At 68.7% G+C, this 16158-nt stretch carries 17 protein-coding genes; 9 read left to right on the forward strand and 8 right to left on the reverse strand.

From position 1 onward, the window contains the following. The first annotated feature begins 33 nt into the window (after positions 1–33). Positions 34–1308 (forward strand): EAL domain-containing protein, encoded by a 1275-nt coding sequence (locus AC5LXK_RS13580; protein ID WP_493389275.1) that lies wholly within the window; start codon positions 34–36, stop codon positions 1306–1308. Positions 1309–1327: 19 nt separating this feature from the next. Here AC5LXK_RS13580 and AC5LXK_RS13585 read toward each other — a convergent pair whose 3' ends face one another. The 3 genes from AC5LXK_RS13585 to AC5LXK_RS13595 form a co-directional block, all read right to left on the reverse strand. Beyond that, positions 1328–1933, reverse strand: coding sequence for a class I SAM-dependent methyltransferase (locus AC5LXK_RS13585; RefSeq protein ID WP_493389276.1), 606 nt, complete (start codon positions 1931–1933; stop codon positions 1328–1330). A 106-nt stretch (positions 1934–2039) separates the two neighbouring features. Continuing rightward, complete coding sequence (locus tag AC5LXK_RS13590; RefSeq protein ID WP_493389277.1) at positions 2040–3086, reverse strand: 2-dehydropantoate 2-reductase; 1047 nt, start codon at positions 3084–3086, stop codon at positions 2040–2042. Continuing rightward, a complete protein-coding gene (locus tag AC5LXK_RS13595; protein ID WP_493389278.1) occupies positions 3079–3603 on the reverse strand; it encodes an Mpo1 family 2-hydroxy fatty acid dioxygenase in 525 nt (174 codons plus the stop codon). The genes AC5LXK_RS13590 and AC5LXK_RS13595 overlap by 8 nt, the downstream gene beginning before the upstream one ends. Before the next feature lie 81 nt (positions 3604–3684). Between AC5LXK_RS13595 and AC5LXK_RS13600 the strand changes: the two genes are divergently transcribed. Continuing rightward, complete coding sequence (locus AC5LXK_RS13600) at positions 3685–4392, forward strand: Crp/Fnr family transcriptional regulator (RefSeq protein ID WP_493389279.1); 708 nt, start codon at positions 3685–3687, stop codon at positions 4390–4392. 85 nt (positions 4393–4477) lie between these two features. Then, positions 4478–5689, forward strand: a complete 1212-nt coding sequence (gene chrA / locus AC5LXK_RS13605; RefSeq protein ID WP_493389280.1) for a chromate efflux transporter — start codon at positions 4478–4480, stop codon at positions 5687–5689. Between the two features lie 104 nt (positions 5690–5793). Here the strand turns inward: chrA and sodB are convergent, their stop codons facing one another. Then, positions 5794–6372, reverse strand: a complete 579-nt coding sequence (sodB, locus tag AC5LXK_RS13610) for a superoxide dismutase [Fe] (protein ID WP_011352986.1) — start codon at positions 6370–6372, stop codon at positions 5794–5796. A gap of 229 nt (positions 6373–6601) precedes the next feature. Continuing rightward, entirely contained in the window at positions 6602–7984 is a 1383-nt protein-coding gene (xseA, locus tag AC5LXK_RS13615) for an exodeoxyribonuclease VII large subunit (protein WP_493389281.1), read from the reverse strand. Positions 7985–8433: 449 nt separating this feature from the next. Between xseA and lpxK the strand changes: the two genes are divergently transcribed. From lpxK to AC5LXK_RS13640, 5 genes are all read left to right on the forward strand, one after another. Next, positions 8434–9462 carry a tetraacyldisaccharide 4'-kinase gene (gene lpxK / locus AC5LXK_RS13620; RefSeq protein WP_493389282.1) on the forward strand — a complete coding sequence of 343 codons (1029 nt, stop codon included), beginning with the start codon at positions 8434–8436 and terminating at the stop codon, positions 9460–9462. Continuing rightward, a complete protein-coding gene (locus AC5LXK_RS13625) occupies positions 9443–9637 on the forward strand; it encodes a Trm112 family protein (protein ID WP_006482216.1) in 195 nt (64 codons plus the stop codon). The genes lpxK and AC5LXK_RS13625 overlap by 20 nt, the downstream gene beginning before the upstream one ends. A gap of 124 nt (positions 9638–9761) precedes the next feature. Then, positions 9762–10553, forward strand: coding sequence for a 3-deoxy-manno-octulosonate cytidylyltransferase (gene kdsB, locus AC5LXK_RS13630; protein WP_493389283.1), 792 nt, complete (start codon positions 9762–9764; stop codon positions 10551–10553). Between the two features lie 207 nt (positions 10554–10760). Next, positions 10761–11423, forward strand: a complete 663-nt coding sequence (gene adk / locus AC5LXK_RS13635; protein WP_011352990.1) for an adenylate kinase — start codon at positions 10761–10763, stop codon at positions 11421–11423. Positions 11424–11791: 368 nt separating this feature from the next. Continuing rightward, entirely contained in the window at positions 11792–12550 is a 759-nt protein-coding gene (locus AC5LXK_RS13640) for an SDR family NAD(P)-dependent oxidoreductase (RefSeq protein ID WP_493389284.1), read from the forward strand. A gap of 65 nt (positions 12551–12615) precedes the next feature. Here the strand turns inward: AC5LXK_RS13640 and AC5LXK_RS13645 are convergent, their stop codons facing one another. Beyond that, a complete protein-coding gene (locus AC5LXK_RS13645; RefSeq protein ID WP_069747736.1) occupies positions 12616–13458 on the reverse strand; it encodes a SirB1 family protein in 843 nt (280 codons plus the stop codon). A gap of 8 nt (positions 13459–13466) precedes the next feature. Beyond that, positions 13467–15017, reverse strand: coding sequence for a murein biosynthesis integral membrane protein MurJ (murJ, locus tag AC5LXK_RS13650; protein WP_493389285.1), 1551 nt, complete (start codon positions 15015–15017; stop codon positions 13467–13469). 305 nt (positions 15018–15322) lie between these two features. On the opposite strand from murJ, the gene rpsT reads away from it, so the two are divergent. Next, positions 15323–15595 (forward strand): 30S ribosomal protein S20, encoded by a 273-nt coding sequence (gene rpsT / locus AC5LXK_RS13655; protein ID WP_059233374.1) that lies wholly within the window; start codon positions 15323–15325, stop codon positions 15593–15595. A gap of 152 nt (positions 15596–15747) precedes the next feature. On the opposite strand, the gene AC5LXK_RS13660 is transcribed toward rpsT, so the two are convergent. Further along, positions 15748–16068 (reverse strand): DUF3579 domain-containing protein, encoded by a 321-nt coding sequence (locus AC5LXK_RS13660; protein WP_006482210.1) that lies wholly within the window; start codon positions 16066–16068, stop codon positions 15748–15750. Positions 16069–16158: the final 90 nt, after the last annotated feature.

Below are 16158 nucleotides of genomic sequence, written 5' to 3' on the forward strand. Positions count from 1 at the left end.
AGGTAAACTGGTAGTCTTCCTTCGGCCGACATCATGAGCATGATCGAAATCGATCCCCCCGGCTTTCAGCCGCCCCGCCCCGTCGCCGGCGACGACGGGAACCGGCGCACCGTGCTGTACGGCGGCTACACCGTGTTAAGCGTGTTCCAGCCCGTTTTCTCGGTGTCGCACCGTCGCGCGATCGGCTATCACGCGTCGCTGCGCGCGCACGACGAGGAAAGCCGCCAGGTGGCATCGCACGAGGTGTTCACGCAGGCGGCGCGCCGCGGCGACCTGCTCGAACTCGGCCGACTTGCCGAATCGTTGCATCTCGGTAACTTCCACGCGTTCGACAGCCACGACGAATGGCTCTTCCTGAGCCTGCATCCGGCCGCGCTGATGGACACCATCTACGGCGACGCGATGCTCGCGAACCTGAAGGCGCTCGGGCTGCCGCCGCACCGCGTGGTGCTCGAGGTGCCCGAGCAGGCCGGCGGCGAGACGCCGCGCTATGCGGCGATCATCGACGGGCTGCGCAAGGCCGGCTTCCTGATCGCGCTCGTCGGGTTCGGCGCGAAGCATTCGAACGTCGACCGCGTGTGGCACCTGCATCCGGATATCGTCACGCTCGACCGCGGCATCCTCGCGCAGGCAAGCGAGCACTCACATCTCGAACGCGTGCTGCCGGGGCTCGTGTCGCTGCTGCACGAATCCGGCCAGCTGGTGCTGATGGGCGGCCTGGCGACCGAGCGCGATGCGCTGATCGCGCTCGAATGCGACGTCGATTTCGTGCAGGGCCAGTATTTCGCGGGGCCGAGCGTCGATCCCGTGCAGCCGCAGGCCGCCGCAGGCTGCATGGATACGCTGTCGGCCGCGCTGCGGCTGCGCGTCGCGCAGCGCGAGCGCACGCAGGCGGAGCGGCTCGCTCCGTACGTCGCGGCGCTCGAGGAAGCGAGCCGCAAGCTCGGCGCGGGCGAATCGCTCACCGATGCGGCGACCGCCGTGCTGGGGCTGCCCGAAACCGCGCGCTGCTTCCTGCTCGATGCGTCGGGCCGCCAGATCGGCGACAACGTGCGCGCGCGCGGCAGCGTATCGCAACGCGCGAAGCGCTTCCGACCGCTGCTGCATTCCGAAGGCGCAAGCTGGGAACGCCGACCGTACTTCATCGACGCAATGCGCGCGCCGGGCCGCGTGCATCTGACGCCGCCGTACCTGTCGATCAACGAGGCGCACCTGTGCGTAACGGCGTCGATCGCCGCACCCGCCGCGACCGGCATGCAGGTGCTCTGCGTCGACATCAACTGGGAAGCCGCGCTCAGCCGCGAGTAAGCGCGATGACGCGCCGCCCTCACGCGACGGCGCCCGCCTTGCGCACGATCAGCCGGTGCACGCGCTTGCCTGACGATGCGCTGACGACCTCGTGCTCGTCGATCACGTGCACATCCTTGCCGAGCGCCGCGCGCATCCGCGCCGAATCGAGCGCCGTATAGAGGCGGCCGCGCTCGTCGCGCAACGTGCCGTTTCCGGCCACCCGCCAGCTCAGGTACAACGTGCCGCCCGGTATCAGCAGATCCGCCAGCCGCGCGGCGGCTGTCGCCGCGTCCGCCTGTTCGAGGTGCATGACGACCGTTTCGCACAGCACGTTGCGAAACGTGCCGGACGGTACACCAGCCAGCGCCGGCAGCGCGGCCAGTTCGAAGGTCAGGCCCGGATGGTGCCGCCGCGCCTCGTCGAGCAGCGCGGCGCTCGCGTCGTAGCCCCGCACGTCGAAGCCGCGCGACGCGAGCCAGGCCGTGTCGCGCCCCGCGCCGCAGCCGATGTCGGCGGTCGGCCCCGGCGAGAAGTGCTGCTCGAGCAGCGCGTACATGTCGTCGGGCGCAGCCTGGTCGAGCCAGTCCTGCGCGTATTGCGCGGCATGAGCGTCGTAGGCGTCGAGAGTCGGGCGATCCACCATGGCGATTGCTCCGCAAAGGCGTCGTATGACGCACCCCGCATCTTAGCCGTTGTGCCCGGACCGTGGTGCCGCGCGCGATCCGCGCCGACGATCGCGCGAAGCCGGCTCACGCGGCCCGCACGTCACCCGCGCGCGGCGCCTGCATGGTCAGCTCGGCCCACAGCGCGTCGCCTCGCCACGCGGGACGCGCCGCCGCACTTTCCGCGTCGTGAACGAGCGCGCACAGCCGCGCATTGACCGGCGCCTGCGCACCGTAACGCGCGGCCAGCCGGACAATCTCGCCGTTGATCCACTCGACTTCCGTCGCGCGCCGCGCCGCGAGATCGTCGGACATCGACGAACGGGCAAGCGGGTCGATCGCGAGCATCCGGCCGCCAAGCACACGAAAGGCCGCATCGGGCAGATCGAGCACGGCCGGGATCCACGCGGCCGGCAGCGGCGTCAGCCGCGCGGGGCGGATCTCGGCCCGCGCCAGCCAGTGCAGCGCCTCGCGCTGGGCCAGTGCGACGCAGCGCCGGTACGCGCGCTGCGCGAGTTCGTCACGCAGCGGCAGGTTCGCGAGCGCATTGACCGCGTTGTTCAGGTTGAGCAGCAGCTTCGCCCACTGCACGGCACGCATGTCGCGATGCAGCACGAGCGGCAGCCCGGCACGCACGAACGTGCCGGCGAACGGCTGCAGCGCGGGCGACGCGGCGGCCGCGAGCGTGCCGGCCGAGCCCTGGTGAAACGCGCCGGGCCCGCGCTCGATCACGTTGAACGGCACCATGCCGGCCAGCACGGTCGCGTGCGGCAATGCGTCGCGCAGCACGTCGGCGTTGTGCAGGCCGTTCTGGAAACTGACCACGATCGTGCCGGGCCGCAGCACACCGGCCAGTTGCGCGGCGGCCTCGTGCGTGGCGGCCGACTTCACCGCGACAAGCACGAGCCGCGCATCGGCCGCGACGGCCGGATCGGTAGTGAACGCGACATCGGCCGGTGCAAGCGCCGCGCGATAGCCGCGCTGGTCGGTCAGCGTAAGCCCGTGCCCATGAATCGCGTCACCGATCCGCGCACGGCCGACGAGCGTCACGTTCACGCCGGCTGCCGCGAGGCGGCCGCCGAGATAGCAGCCGACCGCGCCCGCGCCGAACACGCAGACCGGCAAATCAGACATGCGAGTGCGCGCCGCCATGCACGGGGCCCGCGCGCCGTTCGACTTCGCGCCGCACGTCGCCGCGCAGTCCCGCGAAGAACGCGACCTCGGCGACGACGAACAGCGGCCCGACCATCAGGCCGACCAGATCATCGACGAATGCAGGCTTGCGGCCTTCGAACCAGTGCCCGACGAACTGCACGATCCAGCCGACGACGAATGCGCCGATGCCCGCCGCAAGCCATTGCGCGGTCGGCAGCAACGCGAGCGACTGCGCGGCCCACAGGCCGAGCGCGAACAGCGCGGTCATCACGATCCCGAACCGCAGGTCGAGTCGCAGGTAGAACGCCGCGAACGCGACGGCGAGCAGCAGCGCCGGCGACAGCGCGATGCCGGCGAGCATCCCGAGCGCCGGCCGCGACAACAGCACTTCGACCGCGAACACGATCATCGGAATGCCGACCAGATGCGTCGCGATATTGCGCGCGTCGCGATGGTAGGCCGCATACTGCGAAAGATGGTCTTCGAGCGTTTTCATCGCGTCTCCTGGTCGGTTATTGAGCGCTATGATGCGCGTCACGCCCGAGAACCGCTGTCAACTACCCGACATCGCGTGCCCATGTCTTCGTCGCTCGCCCCGTACCTGCCGCAGATCGAAGCGAACCCGTGGTTCGCCGCGCTGCCGCCCGCATTGCGCGCGGACCTGCTCGCCCGCGCGGCGCTGCGCCGTTTGCCGCCCGGCCACGCGCTGTTCCGCCGCGGCGACCCGCCGTGCGGGCTGTACGCGGTGCTGGCCGGTTCACTCACGATAGGTGCGGTCGACCCGCAGGGCAAGGAGGCGCTGCTGACGGTGGCCGAGCCCGTCACGTGGTTCGGCGAAATCGCGCTGTTCGACGGCCAGCCGCGCACGCACGACGCGATCGCGCTCGACGACACGCTGCTGCTGCACGTGCCGCAGGCCGCGCTGCTCGCGATCCTCGATGCGACGCCGCAATACTGGCGGCAGTTCGCGCTGTTGATGGCGCAGAAGCTGCGCCTGAGCTTCCTGACCGTCGAATCGATGAGCGTGATGCCGGCCGCGCAGCGGCTCGCCGCGCGCCTGCTGATGATCGCCGAAGGCTACGGCGGCATCAGCGCCGGGCGCACGCACGTGCGGCTGTCGCAGGAAACGCTCGCGTCGATGCTGTCGCTGACGCGGCAGACCACCAACCAGCTGCTGAAGGCGCTGCAGGCCGACGGCGTCGTACGGCTGCATGTCGGCGAGATCGAGCTCGTGGACATCGACGCGTTGCGCCGCGCGGGCGGGCTCGGCGACGGGTCGCACTGAACGCCGCGCAACGGCCACCCACGCGCCCCCGCCGTCGCCGCGTTGCGCTATCGTGGCAGCTCGCTCGTCCACCGCATACCTCGTCTTGAACACGTCGTCCGTCCCCGCCCCGTCCCGCCATCCGTGGCCCGTATTCGCCGCGTTCCTGCGGCTCGGCCTCACGTCGTTCGGCGGCCCGGTCGCGCATCTCGGCTACTTCCGTGCCGAATTCGTCACGCGGCGCGGCTGGCTCACCGAGCGCACCTATGCCGATCTCGTCGGACTGTGCCAGTTCCTGCCGGGGCCCGCGAGCAGCCAGGTCGGGATGGCGATCGGCCTTGCGCGCGCCGGCTATGCGGGCATGTTCGCCGCATGGCTCGGCTTCACGCTGCCGTCGGCGCTGCTGATGATGCTGTTCGCGCTCGGCGTTCACGCGACGGGCGCACCGATCGAAGCCGGCGCGCTGCACGGGCTGCGCATCGTGTCAGTCGCGGTGATCGCGCAAGCGGTCTGGGGGATGGCGCGCACGCTGTGCCCGGATGCGCGCCGCGTCACGCTGATGGCGGCCGCCGCCTGCGTCGCGCTGCTCGCGCCGGCCGCGTGGACGCAGGTTGCCGTGATCGTCGCAGCCGGTGCGGCCGGTCTCGTGCTGCTGCCGCAGCCGGCGCGCGATGCGCACGAGCCGTTACCGCTGCACGTGTCGCCCCGTGCGGGCGTGCTGTGGCTCGCGCTGTTCGCGGCACTGCTCGTCGCATTGCCGTTCGCGGCCCGCGCGCTGCAGTCCGATACGCTCGCCGTCGTCGATGCGTTCTTCCGCACGGGCGCGCTCGTGTTCGGTGGCGGGCACGTGGTGCTGCCGCTGCTGCAGGCGGCGGTGGTCGCGCCCGGCTGGGTCGGCGATTCGGCGTTCCTGGCCGGGTACGGTGTCGCGCAGGCCGTGCCGGGGCCGCTGTTCACGTTCTCCGCGTTTCTCGGTGCGTCGCTGCGCGACGCGCCGAACGGCTGGCTCGGCGGCACGATCGCGCTCGTCTCGATCTTCGCGCCGTCGTTCCTGCTGGTGGCCGGCACCGCACCGTTCTGGGAACGCATGCGCCGCAGCGCGCGCATGCAGGCGGCACTGGCGGGCGTGAACGCGGCCGTCGTCGGGTTGCTGTTCGCCGCGTTTTATCACCCGGTCTGGACCGACACGATCGTCGCGCCGCGCGACCTGGCCGCCGCGCTCGTCGCCTTCGTCGCGCTGGTGTTCTGGCGCGTGCCGCCGTGGGCCGTCGTGATCGCAAGTGCAGCGCTCGGCTGGATGCTCGGCCTGGCCGCCTGACCCGGCCCGCGCGGCGCGTTCCTGCGGGACCAAAACAAAAAAGCCCTCGAAACGAGGGCTTTTTTTGGGGTGCCGCGCGCCGTGGCGACGCGCCGGCGCCGGACTTACGCGAAGTTCTTCGCTGCGAAGTCCCAGTTCACGATGTTCCAGAACGCTTCGACGAACTTCGGACGTGCGTTGCGGTAGTCGATGTAGTACGCGTGTTCCCACACGTCGATCGTCAGCAGTGCCTTGTCGGCGGTCGTCAGCGGCGTTGCGGCGTTGCTCGTCGACACGATGTCGAGCGAACCGTCCGCCTTCTTCACGAGCCATGCCCAGCCCGAACCGAACGTGCCGACTGCGGCCTTCGTGAACGCTTCCTTGAATGCGTCGTACGAACCCCACTTCGCGTTGATCGCGTCGCCCAGCGCGCCCGTCGGTGCGCCGCCGCCGTTCGGCGACAGGCTGTTCCAGAAGAACGTGTGGTTCCAGATTTGCGCGGCGTTGTTGAAGATGCCGCCCGACGACTTCTTCACGATCTCTTCCAGCGACAGGTTTTCGAATTCCGTGCCCGGGATCAGATTGTTCAGGTTCGTCACATAAGCCTGATGGTGCTTGCCGTAGTGGTACTGGATCGTCTCGAGCGAGATGGTCGGCGCGAGTGCGTCTTCAGCGTACGGGAGCGGCGGGAGCGTATGAGCCATGGCAATTCCTTCGTTGAGTATGTAGGGAGGCTGTGTTGGATGCTGCCGAGCGTCCGATTGTAGGCGAGGACGAATAACCCCGCAAACTCACGGGCCATTTATCCGCGGTATGCGGAAAAGCGATGTTGGCGCACCGTCCGGCAGGACGAGCCAGACGATGCGCAGCATCCGTTCCCGCGCCCAAGGCGTCCGCTGCGGCAACTTTTCGCCCCGCTTGGCGCCGGTTACGTCAGATCGTATCGGTCAGCCGCGGCTGCACGTCGGCGAGCGACACGTCGGCCGAGCCTTCGGCCAGATGCACGGTCAGGCGCCGCTGCGGCTTCAGCGCGTTCGGCGCGCGTACCGCCCGGCCCGTCTGCGCGTCGATCAGCGCCGCATAGCCGCGCTCGAGCGTGCGCTGCGGGCTCAGCACCTCGAGCCGTGCAGCACAGGCTGACACACGCGCCGTGTCGCGTTCGTGACGGCGCTGCAATGCGATGACGAGGCGCTGCGACAACCCGGCGAGCGCCTGGCGCGCCTGCGACGCATCGGGCCGCGCACGCTGCCAGCGCAGTTGCGCAAGCGCGAATCGCGCACGTGCATCGCGCACCGGCCGCGACGCGGCCGACGCAAGCCGCACCGCGAGCTGCTCGACGTGCGTGCGCTGCCGCTGCAGCCGCTCGGCCGGGCTCACGAGCCGGCGCGCGAGCCAGTCGAGCTGCTGCGCACGCTGTTCGAGCCGGCGCGCCATGCCGCGCGCGAGCGCACGCTGGCGCTCGTCGACCTCGCGCAGCAGCAGCGCGCGCTGCGGGCTCGCGAGTTCGGCCGCGCCGGTGGGCGTCGGCGCGCGCACGTCGGCCGCGAAGTCCGCGATCGTGAAATCGGTTTCGTGCCCGACGCCGCTGACGACCGGAAGCTCGCTCGCCGCGATCGCGCGTGCCAGCGCTTCGTCGTTGAACGACCACAGATCCTCGATCGAGCCGCCGCCGCGGCAGACCAGCAGCACGTCGACCTCACGGCGCGCGTTCGCGGCCTCGACGGCCGCGACGAGCTTCTCGGCGGAACCGGCGCCCTGCACGGGCGCCGGATAGACGATCACCGGAATGTGCGGCGCACGCCGGGCGAGCGTGGTCAGCACGTCGCGCAGCGCGGCGGCCTGCAGCGACGTGACGATGCCGATCGCGCGCGGGTGGGCCGGCAACGGCCGCTTGCGCTCGGCCGCGAAGAGGCCCTCGCCCTCGAGCTGCGCCTTCAGCCGCAGGAACGCCTCGTACAGGCGCCCTTGCCCGGTACGCCGCACGGCTTCGACGTTGAGCTGTACTTCGCCACGCGGCTCGTACATCGTGATGACCGCGCGCACCTCGATGCGGTCGCCTTCGCGTGGCGTGAATTCCGCGTATTGGGCACGGCCGCGGAACATCACGCAGCGCATCTGCGCCTGCTGGTCCTTGATCGAGAAATACCAGTGGCCGCTCGCGGCGCGCGTGAAATTCGATACTTCGCCCGAAATCCACAGCAGCGGAAACGAGCGCTCGAGCATCGTCGAAATCGCACGATTGAGCGCCGAAACGGGAATCACTTCGTCGCCGCCGCGGGTCGCGCCGGGTGCGGAAAAAGGAGAGTCGGAAGGCATGGACGGTCGGATGAATGCTGGCGGCGTCACGATAGTCCGACATGCGCGCGACGTCCAGCGCCGCCGCATTCGCCGCCATGCGCTGAAGGTGTCCACACTCTGGCATTCGTCCGCCTAAAACGCCGGGAAACCGCCAAAAAAACCAGACGATTCCTCATAACACATTGATTTTTATAGATTTTTAAACCTTTCAAAACAATTCACTTCCGATTCGAGGCCCGCCCGGCGGGCGTTTGACGCAATCGGTCGATGAGTTTTTCACAGAGTTATCCACAGGCCGCCGTGATCCGGCCCCGCAGGCTGCGTCGGCCGGTCGCGCTTGCCGCGCCGGCATGCGGCGCGCTAGAGTGCCGCCTTCCGCAGACCCCGCGGCATGCGCCGCCCAACGGAGAATCCGCCTTGACGAATCCGTCCCACGCCGCGGCGCACGACGCGCCGCGCCCGGCCCGATGAGCGCGCCCGGCGGCCCGCTCGCGCGGCTCGAAGCGCGCCTGACACGCGAATGGCAGCGGCGCGGCGCACTCGCATGGGCGCTCACGCCGTTCGCGTGCGTGTTCGGCCTGTGCGCGGCACTGCGGCGCACCGCCTACGCACAGGGCTGGAAGCGGCCGATCGACGTCGGCGTGCCGGTCGTCGTGGTTGGCAACGTGACCGTCGGCGGCACCGGCAAGACCCCGACCGTGATCGCGCTCGTCGACGCGCTGCGCGCGGCCGGCTTCACGCCGGGCGTCGTATCGCGCGGCTACGGCGCGAGCGTGACGGCACCGACCGCCGTCACGCCCGCGTCACGCGCCAGCGTCGGCGGCGACGAGCCGCTGCTGATCGCGCGCCGCACCGGCGCGCCCGTCTGGGTGTGCCCCGACCGCGTCGCGGCCGCGCAGGCGCTGCGCGCCGCGCACCCGGACGTCGACGTGATCGTCAGCGACGACGGCCTCCAGCACTACCGCCTCGCGCGCACGGTCGAGCTCGTCGTGTTCGACCACCGGCTCGGCGGCAACGGTTTCCTGCTGCCGGCCGGCCCGCTGCGCGAGCCGCTGTCGCGGCACCGCGACGCGACGCTCGTCAACGACCCGTACAGCGGCGCGCTGCCGCCGTGGCCCGACACCTACGCGCTCGCGCTGACGCCGGGCGCCGCGTGGCACCTCGACCAGCCCGCGCTGCGCCGCCCGCTGTCGCAGTTCGCGAACGAACGCGTGCTCGCCGCGGCCGGCATCGGCGCGCCGGAACGCTTCTTCGCGACGCTGCGCGCGGCCGGTCTCGCACCGGCAACGCGGGCGCTGCCCGACCATTACGCGTTCGCCGACAATCCGTTCGTCGACGATGCCGTCGATGCGATCCTGATCACCGAGAAGGATGCAGTAAAATTGGGCGCTTCCTGGCGCGACGCCCGACTGTGGGTTGTCCCCGTCGAAGCCGCGCTCGACCCTCGCCTCATTGCCCTCGTTGTGGAGAAACTCCGTGGACGCTCGCCTCCTTGAAATCATTGTGTGCCCTATCTGCAAAGGCCCGCTCCACTACGACCGTGCCGCGCAGGAGCTGATCTGCAACGCGGACAAGCTCGCCTACCCGATCCGCGACGGCATCCCCGTGATGCTCGTCGACGAAGCGCGCCAGACCGTCGAAGGCACGCCGGTCGATCCGGCCGGCCGCTGATCCGCCAGGCCGCTCGCACGGCGCAACGATTCGACCCAGGCGGCCCGGCTCCGGCCGGGCCGCCGAACCCCGCCGGGCGACCGGCTCCCGGCGTCGCCCGCCCCGTCTTTCTCACCGCTCCCCGATGACTCACCCGCAACCCTTCATCGCCGTCATTCCCGCCCGGCTCGCGTCGACGCGCCTTCCGAACAAGCCGCTCGCCGATCTCGGCGGCAAGCCGATGGTCGTGCGCGTCGCCGAACGTGCGCGCGAGGCGGGCGCGCAGCAGGTGCTCGTCGCATCCGACGCGCAGAGCGTGCTCGACGCGGCCCGCGACCACGGCTTCGAAGCGGTGCTCACGCGGGCCGATCATCCGTCCGGCACCGACCGGCTCGCGGAAGTCGCGGCGGCCTTCGGGTGGAGCGACGACACCGTCGTCGTCAACGTGCAGGGCGACGAACCGCTGATCGACCCCGTGCTCGTGCGCGACGTGGCGTCGCACCTGGCCGCGCATCCGGCCTGCGCGATCGCGACCGCAGCCCACCCGATCCACGACGCGGCCGACGTGTTCAACCCGAACGTCGTGAAGGTCGCGCTCGACGCGCAAAGCGTCGCGCTGTACTTCTCGCGCGCGCCGATCCCGTGGAGCCGCGACGCGTACCAGTCGCACTGGCCGGACGTCGTGGCCATGCCGGCACCGGCCTTCCCGGTCTACCGGCACATCGGGCTCTATGCGTATCGCGCGCGCTTCCTGCGCACCTATCCGTCGCTCGCGCAGGCGCCGATCGAACAGGCCGAGCAGCTCGAACAGCTGCGCGCGCTGTGGCACGGCGAGCGCATCGCAGTGCTGATCACGGAGTCCGCGCCCGAAGCCGGAATCGACACGCCGGCCGATCTCGCTCGCGTGCAGGCCCTTTTTCAGCCGGGTTCAAAATAACCCATGGCATAATCAGGCGATTGTGCGAGCCGTCCGCGACCAGCGCGTCCTCGCTTGACCCCGCCCGCGGCCCTGCCGGCAGCCGCGCGTCGCCCTAGCCGACGCGCCGCATCAGACCGGTCCGCCGCGCGCCAGGCAAGCCCCGCGCCCGCTGTCGCCGACGCCTTTGCGTCTCGCCACACGAATCCACATACTCGGAGATACACCATGCGTTTGATCCTGTTGGGCGCGCCCGGCGCGGGAAAGGGCACCCAGGCAAACTTCATCAAGGAAAAGTTCGGCATCCCGCAAATCTCGACGGGCGACATGCTGCGCGCGGCCGTGAAGGCCGGCACGCCGCTCGGCGTCGAGGCGAAGGGCTACATGGACGCCGGCAAGCTCGTGCCGGACGCGCTGATCATCGGCCTCGTCAAGGAACGCCTGAAGGAATCCGACTGCGCGAACGGCTACCTGTTCGACGGCTTCCCGCGCACGATCGCGCAGGCTGACGCGATGAAGGAAGCCGGTGTCGCGATCGACTACGTGCTCGAGATCGACGTCCCGTTCTCGGAAATCATCGAGCGCATGAGCGGCCGCCGCACGCACCCGGCATCGGGCCGCACGTACCACGTCAAGTTCAACCCGCCGAAGGTCGAAGGTCACGACGACGTGACGGGCGAGCCGCTGATCCAGCGCGACGACGACAAGGAAGAAACCGTCAAGAAGCGTCTCGAAGTGTACGAAGCGCAGACCAAGCCGCTGATCACGTACTACGGCGACTGGGCACAGCGCGGCGAGGAAAACGGCCTGAAGGCGCCGCAGTATCGCAAGATCTCGGGCCTCGGCAGCGTCGAAGAAATCCGCGAGCGTGCGTTTGGCGCACTGAAGTAAGCAGCGCATCGCGCGCCCGCAAGCCGCCCTTTCCGGGCGGCTTTTTTTTGCCTTCGATCTGAAATGGCACGATCGTTCCGTTTTCGCCCCGGCGCGATGGTGCCTCGTACAATTGGTTCAGTGCGTGCACGCCATCCGGCGATGCACCGGCCGTTCAACCGATAGCTCGGCATCGGACAAACAACCGCTTTGCATGCCAAGGGCGGTCGACGCTTTGCATGGGACCTCCCTAGGCACTGAAGCGCCAAGGGCGGTCGACGCTTTGCATGGGACCTCCCTAGGCGCTGAAGCGCCAAGGGCGGTCGACGCTTTGCATGGGACCTCCCTAGGCGCTGAAGCGCCAAGGGCGGTCGACAACGGAGGGAGTCATGGAGATTCGCGGCAACGTCTTTCTGATCACGGGCGGCGCATCGGGCCTCGGCGCCGGCACCGCGCGGATGCTCGCGCAAGCGGGCGGCAAGGTCGTGCTCGCCGACCTGAACGAGGCGGCAGGCACGGCGCTCGCCACCGAGCTGGGCGGCACATTCGTGCGCTGCGACGTGTCGAGCGAGGCCGACGCGCAGGCGGCCGTCGACGCCGCGACGCGCGCGGGCACGCTGCGCGGCCTGGTGAACTGCGCGGGCATCGCGCCCGCCGCGAAAACCGTCGGCAAGGACGGCGCGCATCCGCTCGACGTGTTCGCGAAGACGATCAACGTGAACCTGGTCGGCACGTTCAACATGATCCGGCTCGCGGCCGCCGCGATGGCCGCGACCGCGCCGACCGCGGAAGGCGAGCGCGGCGTGATCGTCAGCACCGCGTCGGTTGCCGCCTTCGACGGCCAGATCGGCCAGGCCGCCTACGCGGCATCGAAGGCCGGCGTCGCGGGCATGACGCTGCCGATCGCGCGGGACCTGTCGCGCAGCGGCATCCGCGTGATGACGATCGCGCCCGGCCTGTTCGAGACGCCGATGCTGCTCGGCATGCCGCAGGACGTGCAGGATGCGCTCGGCGCGATGGTGCCGTTCCCGCCGCGCCTCGGCAAACCGGCCGAATACGCGATGCTGGTGCGCCAGATCGTCGAGAATCCAATGCTCAACGGCGAAGTGATCCGCCTCGACGGCGCGATCCGGATGCAGCCGAAGTAAGCGCACATGAAAAACGCCCGCGATGCGGGCGTTTTTTCTCGTTCCGGCAACGTCGCGATGGCGGCTCAGTCCTCGCCGTCGCGCTGCATCCGCTGCCGCAGTTCGGTTACCTGCGACTCGACGACGGTTGCGTCGTCCGCCTCCGGCCGCTCGCCGAGATACTGCTCGAGATCCTCGAGCGCCGGGCGCAGGTAGTCGAGCCGCGCATATGCGAAGCCTCGGTCGCGCACCTCGTCGAGTTGCTCGGGCAACAGGATCACGAGCCGCTGCTGCACCGCGAGCAGCCGCTGCCAGCGTTCCGTCTGAAGATAGATCGTCTTCAGGTTGCGCAGCATCCGCGCGATGATCTCGCGGCTGGTCGCGGGCTGCAGCAGCGCGCGCAACGCGCTGTCGACCGCGCCGGCCGCACGCGCGACGTACGGCTCGAGCATCTCGACCATCTCGGCTTCGGACAGCGAATGGCCGTTGGTCGGATCGATGATCAGGTCGCCGTCCGGCAGCGTCACGCGCAGCAGGAAGTGGCCGGGGAACGATACGCCGCGCGCCGGCACGCCGACCTGCTCGGCGAGTTCCAGGTACAGCACCGACAGCGAGATCGGGATCCCGCGCCGCCGTTTCAGCACGGCGTTCAGGTGGCTGTTATCGGGGTCGTAGTAATCGTTGTGATTACACGCGAAGCCGAGCTCGCGGAAAAAGAAATCGTTCAGCGCGGCGACGCGGCCTTTCAGGTCCGCATCGTCGGTGAAGCGCCGGCGCAACCGCGCCGCCAGCATGTCGAGTTCGGCCAGCGTGCCCTGCAGGTCGAGGTCGGGATACGCGTCCTGCGCCAGCGACAGCGCGGTCTCCGTGACGGGCAGGCTGTCGTCGTCCGCCACGAGCGTGCTGAAGTAGTCGAGGACGCGGGTCATTGCGGTCGTCACTTGGCGCGCCTTCTGAAGTAAGCGTATTTGAAGCCCATCAGCCACAACATACCGAAATATAGTGCAGCGAACAGCACGAGGCACGCAGCCATCAGCGCAATGCGGTCGAGCGGCTGCGCACGCATCCCGGTCCAGTCGAAGCTGATCGAGCACCAGTGCATCAGCCCCGCGAGCACGAGCGTCGCGCCGACGAGCTGCACGAAGAAGCGCATCCAGCCCGGCGACGGCTGGTAGATGCCGCGCTTGCGCAGCCCGATGAACAGCAGCAGCGAATTCAGGCACGCGCCGACGCCGATGCTCAGCGTGAGGCCCGCATGGCCGATCAGCGGCACGAATACGTAGTTCGAGATCTGCGTGACGATCAGCACGCCGATCGCGATCTTCACGGGCGTCTTGATGTCCTGCTTCGCATAGAAGCCCGGCGCGAGGATCTTGATCAGGATGATGCCGACGAGGCCGATCCCGTAGGTCGCCAGCGCCCGCGCGACCATCGTCACGGTATGCGCGTCGAACTTGCCGTAATTGAAGAGCGTCGCGGTGAGCGGCGTCGCGAAGAAGAACAGCGCGAGCGCGCTCGGCGCCGCGAGCAGGAACGTGACGCGCAGCCCCCAGTCGAGCAGCGCCGAATATTCGTGCGAATCGGCGTCGACGTGCGCCTTCGACAGGCTCGGCAGCAGGATCGTGCCGAGCGCGACGCCGAGCAGCGCCGTCGGGAACTCCATCAGGCGGTCGGCGTAGTTGATCCACGACACGGCGCCCTGCCCGAGCCGGGACGCGATGTTGGTGTTGATGATCAGCGACAGCTGCGCGACCGACACCGCGAAGGTCGCGGGCACCATCTTCGCGAGCACCCGCTTCACGCCGCGGTGACGCAGCGCACGCAGCGGGTTGAGGCCGATCAGCGGCACCATGTCGATCTTCTTCAGCCCCGGCAACTGCACGAGGAACTGCAGCACGCCGCCGACGATGACGGCCCACGCGAGTGCATAGACCGGCACCTTCAGGTGCGGCGCGACGAACACGGCCGCGGAGATGAACGCGACGTTGAGCAGCACCGGCGCGAACGCGGGCAGCGAGAAGCTCTTGTACGTGTTCAGCACGCCGGACGCGAGCGTCGTCAGCGAAATGAACACGATGTACGGGAACATGATCCGCGTCATCGTGACCGCGAGCGGGAACGCCTGGCCGTCGCTGTGCAGGCCGGATGCGACCGCGAACACGACCCACGACGCGCCGACGATGCCGAGGACCGACAGCACGGCAAGCGCCCACGCGAGCACGGTGGACATCGCGTCGACGAGCGCCTTCGTCGCATCGTGCCCCTGCTGATTCTTGAATTCGGCGAGAATCGGCACGAACGCCTGCGAGAACGCGCCTTCGGCGGACAGGCGGCGCAGCAGGTTCGGAATACGGAAGGCGACGTAGAACGCGTCGGTGTATTGACTGGCGCCGAACGCACGGGCGATCAGCGTCTCGCGGGCCAGTCCGGTCACGCGCGACAGCAGCGTGAAGCCGCTGACCGTCAGCAGGGCTCGGAATAGATTCATGGGGCGCTTATTATACGGACGTTGCGCGACCCGGCCAGCGGCGCGATGCCGAAATGCACGCATTCCGCCGGCACCCCGCCCGGGGGATATCACTTCGAACTTGCCACTCGCTTGATTTTGTTGCTATAATCGCCGGTTTCTGGGCTCGTACATGCACGGCAACTGCCGTTTTCATGTCCCGGCCTCGGTTAAAATCACCGTTTTTTTATGCGCCCCTGGGCAATCGTTCTCAGGGGACGGATCGAAAAGCAGCGCTTGGCCGTCAGGCTCCAAGCTCTGGAAACAGGACAGGATAAGGAACCGTCATGGCTAACTCCGCACAAGCACGCAAGCGCGCCCGCCAGGCCGCGAAGGCAAACTCGCACAACTCGGCGCTGCGCTCGAAATTCCGTACCGCGATCAAGTCGGTCCGCAAGGCTGTTGACGCCGGCGACCAGGCAAAGGCTGCCGAGCTGTTCAAGGCTGCCGTGAAGACGATCGACACGATCGCCGACAAGAAGATCGTTCACAAGAACAAGGCCGCTCGCAGCAAGAGCCGCCTGGCCGCAGCCGTCAAGGGCCTGCAGGCAGCAGCGTAAATCCGGTACGCCCGCTCAGGCGGGCGTTCCTGTTTCCTGCGATCGCAAAAAAGCCCGCCTAGGCGGGCTTTTTTGTCGTCCGTCGCCCACGCATCACGCGGTGCAACGGCACTGGCCGGGGCAGGCGCTGCATGCGCCCTCGCCCGTCGGCATCATTTCTTCGCGTTGTAGTCGGGCAGCTCGCACGCCTCGGTGACGACGAGGTTGTTGTCCTTCGCGAAATTCAGCACGAAATCGAAAGCCATCGGTTCGATGTCGCGCAACCGCGAATCGAGAATCACGCATTTCAGGTCGCCGAGCATCGTCGGCCGCACGTACAACGAATACTTGAGACGCGCATTCGGCCCGCTCGCCCCAGGCCCGAAGCAGGCCATCACACCGGCCAGACGTTCCGACCAGTCGCTCGGGCGAAACTTTTTCCCGTCTTTCGTGATGCCCTGGATGAAAAATTCGGTCGGAGGGGTTTCAGCCATGTGGTTACCCAAGTGACGGCCCGGCGATGTCCAGGCAACAGCGCCTGGATACGCGAACACAAAGCTGGAATGGTCGGCGGCACAAGCATT

The sequence above is a fragment of the Burkholderia pulmonis genome, assembly GCF_984667975.1.

Bases quoted from the DNA above. Each gene is read 5' to 3' on its own strand.
- AC5LXK_RS13640 (WP_493389284.1), top strand. From the start codon at position 11,792: ATGGAGATTCGCGGCAACGTCTTTCTGATCACGGGCGGCGCATCGGGC.
- AC5LXK_RS13595 (WP_493389278.1), bottom strand. From the start codon at position 3,603: ATGAAAACGCTCGAAGACCATCTTTCGCAGTATGCGGCCTACCATCGC.
- AC5LXK_RS13660 (WP_006482210.1), bottom strand. From the start codon at position 16,068: ATGGCTGAAACCCCTCCGACCGAATTTTTCATCCAGGGCATCACGAAA.
- murJ (WP_493389285.1), bottom strand. From the start codon at position 15,017: ATGAATCTATTCCGAGCCCTGCTGACGGTCAGCGGCTTCACGCTGCTG.
- xseA (WP_493389281.1), bottom strand. From the start codon at position 7,984: ATGCCTTCCGACTCTCCTTTTTCCGCACCCGGCGCGACCCGCGGCGGC.
- AC5LXK_RS13590 (WP_493389277.1), bottom strand. From the start codon at position 3,086: ATGTCTGATTTGCCGGTCTGCGTGTTCGGCGCGGGCGCGGTCGGCTGC.
- sodB (WP_011352986.1), bottom strand. From the start codon at position 6,372: ATGGCTCATACGCTCCCGCCGCTCCCGTACGCTGAAGACGCACTCGCG.
- AC5LXK_RS13600 (WP_493389279.1), top strand. From the start codon at position 3,685: ATGTCTTCGTCGCTCGCCCCGTACCTGCCGCAGATCGAAGCGAACCCG.
- kdsB (WP_493389283.1), top strand. From the start codon at position 9,762: ATGACTCACCCGCAACCCTTCATCGCCGTCATTCCCGCCCGGCTCGCG.
- AC5LXK_RS13645 (WP_069747736.1), bottom strand. From the start codon at position 13,458: ATGACCCGCGTCCTCGACTACTTCAGCACGCTCGTGGCGGACGACGAC.
- AC5LXK_RS13580 (WP_493389275.1), top strand. From the start codon at position 34: ATGAGCATGATCGAAATCGATCCCCCCGGCTTTCAGCCGCCCCGCCCC.
- rpsT (WP_059233374.1), top strand. From the start codon at position 15,323: ATGGCTAACTCCGCACAAGCACGCAAGCGCGCCCGCCAGGCCGCGAAG.
- AC5LXK_RS13585 (WP_493389276.1), bottom strand. From the start codon at position 1,933: ATGGTGGATCGCCCGACTCTCGACGCCTACGACGCTCATGCCGCGCAA.
- lpxK (WP_493389282.1), top strand. From the start codon at position 8,434: ATGAGCGCGCCCGGCGGCCCGCTCGCGCGGCTCGAAGCGCGCCTGACA.
- adk (WP_011352990.1), top strand. From the start codon at position 10,761: ATGCGTTTGATCCTGTTGGGCGCGCCCGGCGCGGGAAAGGGCACCCAG.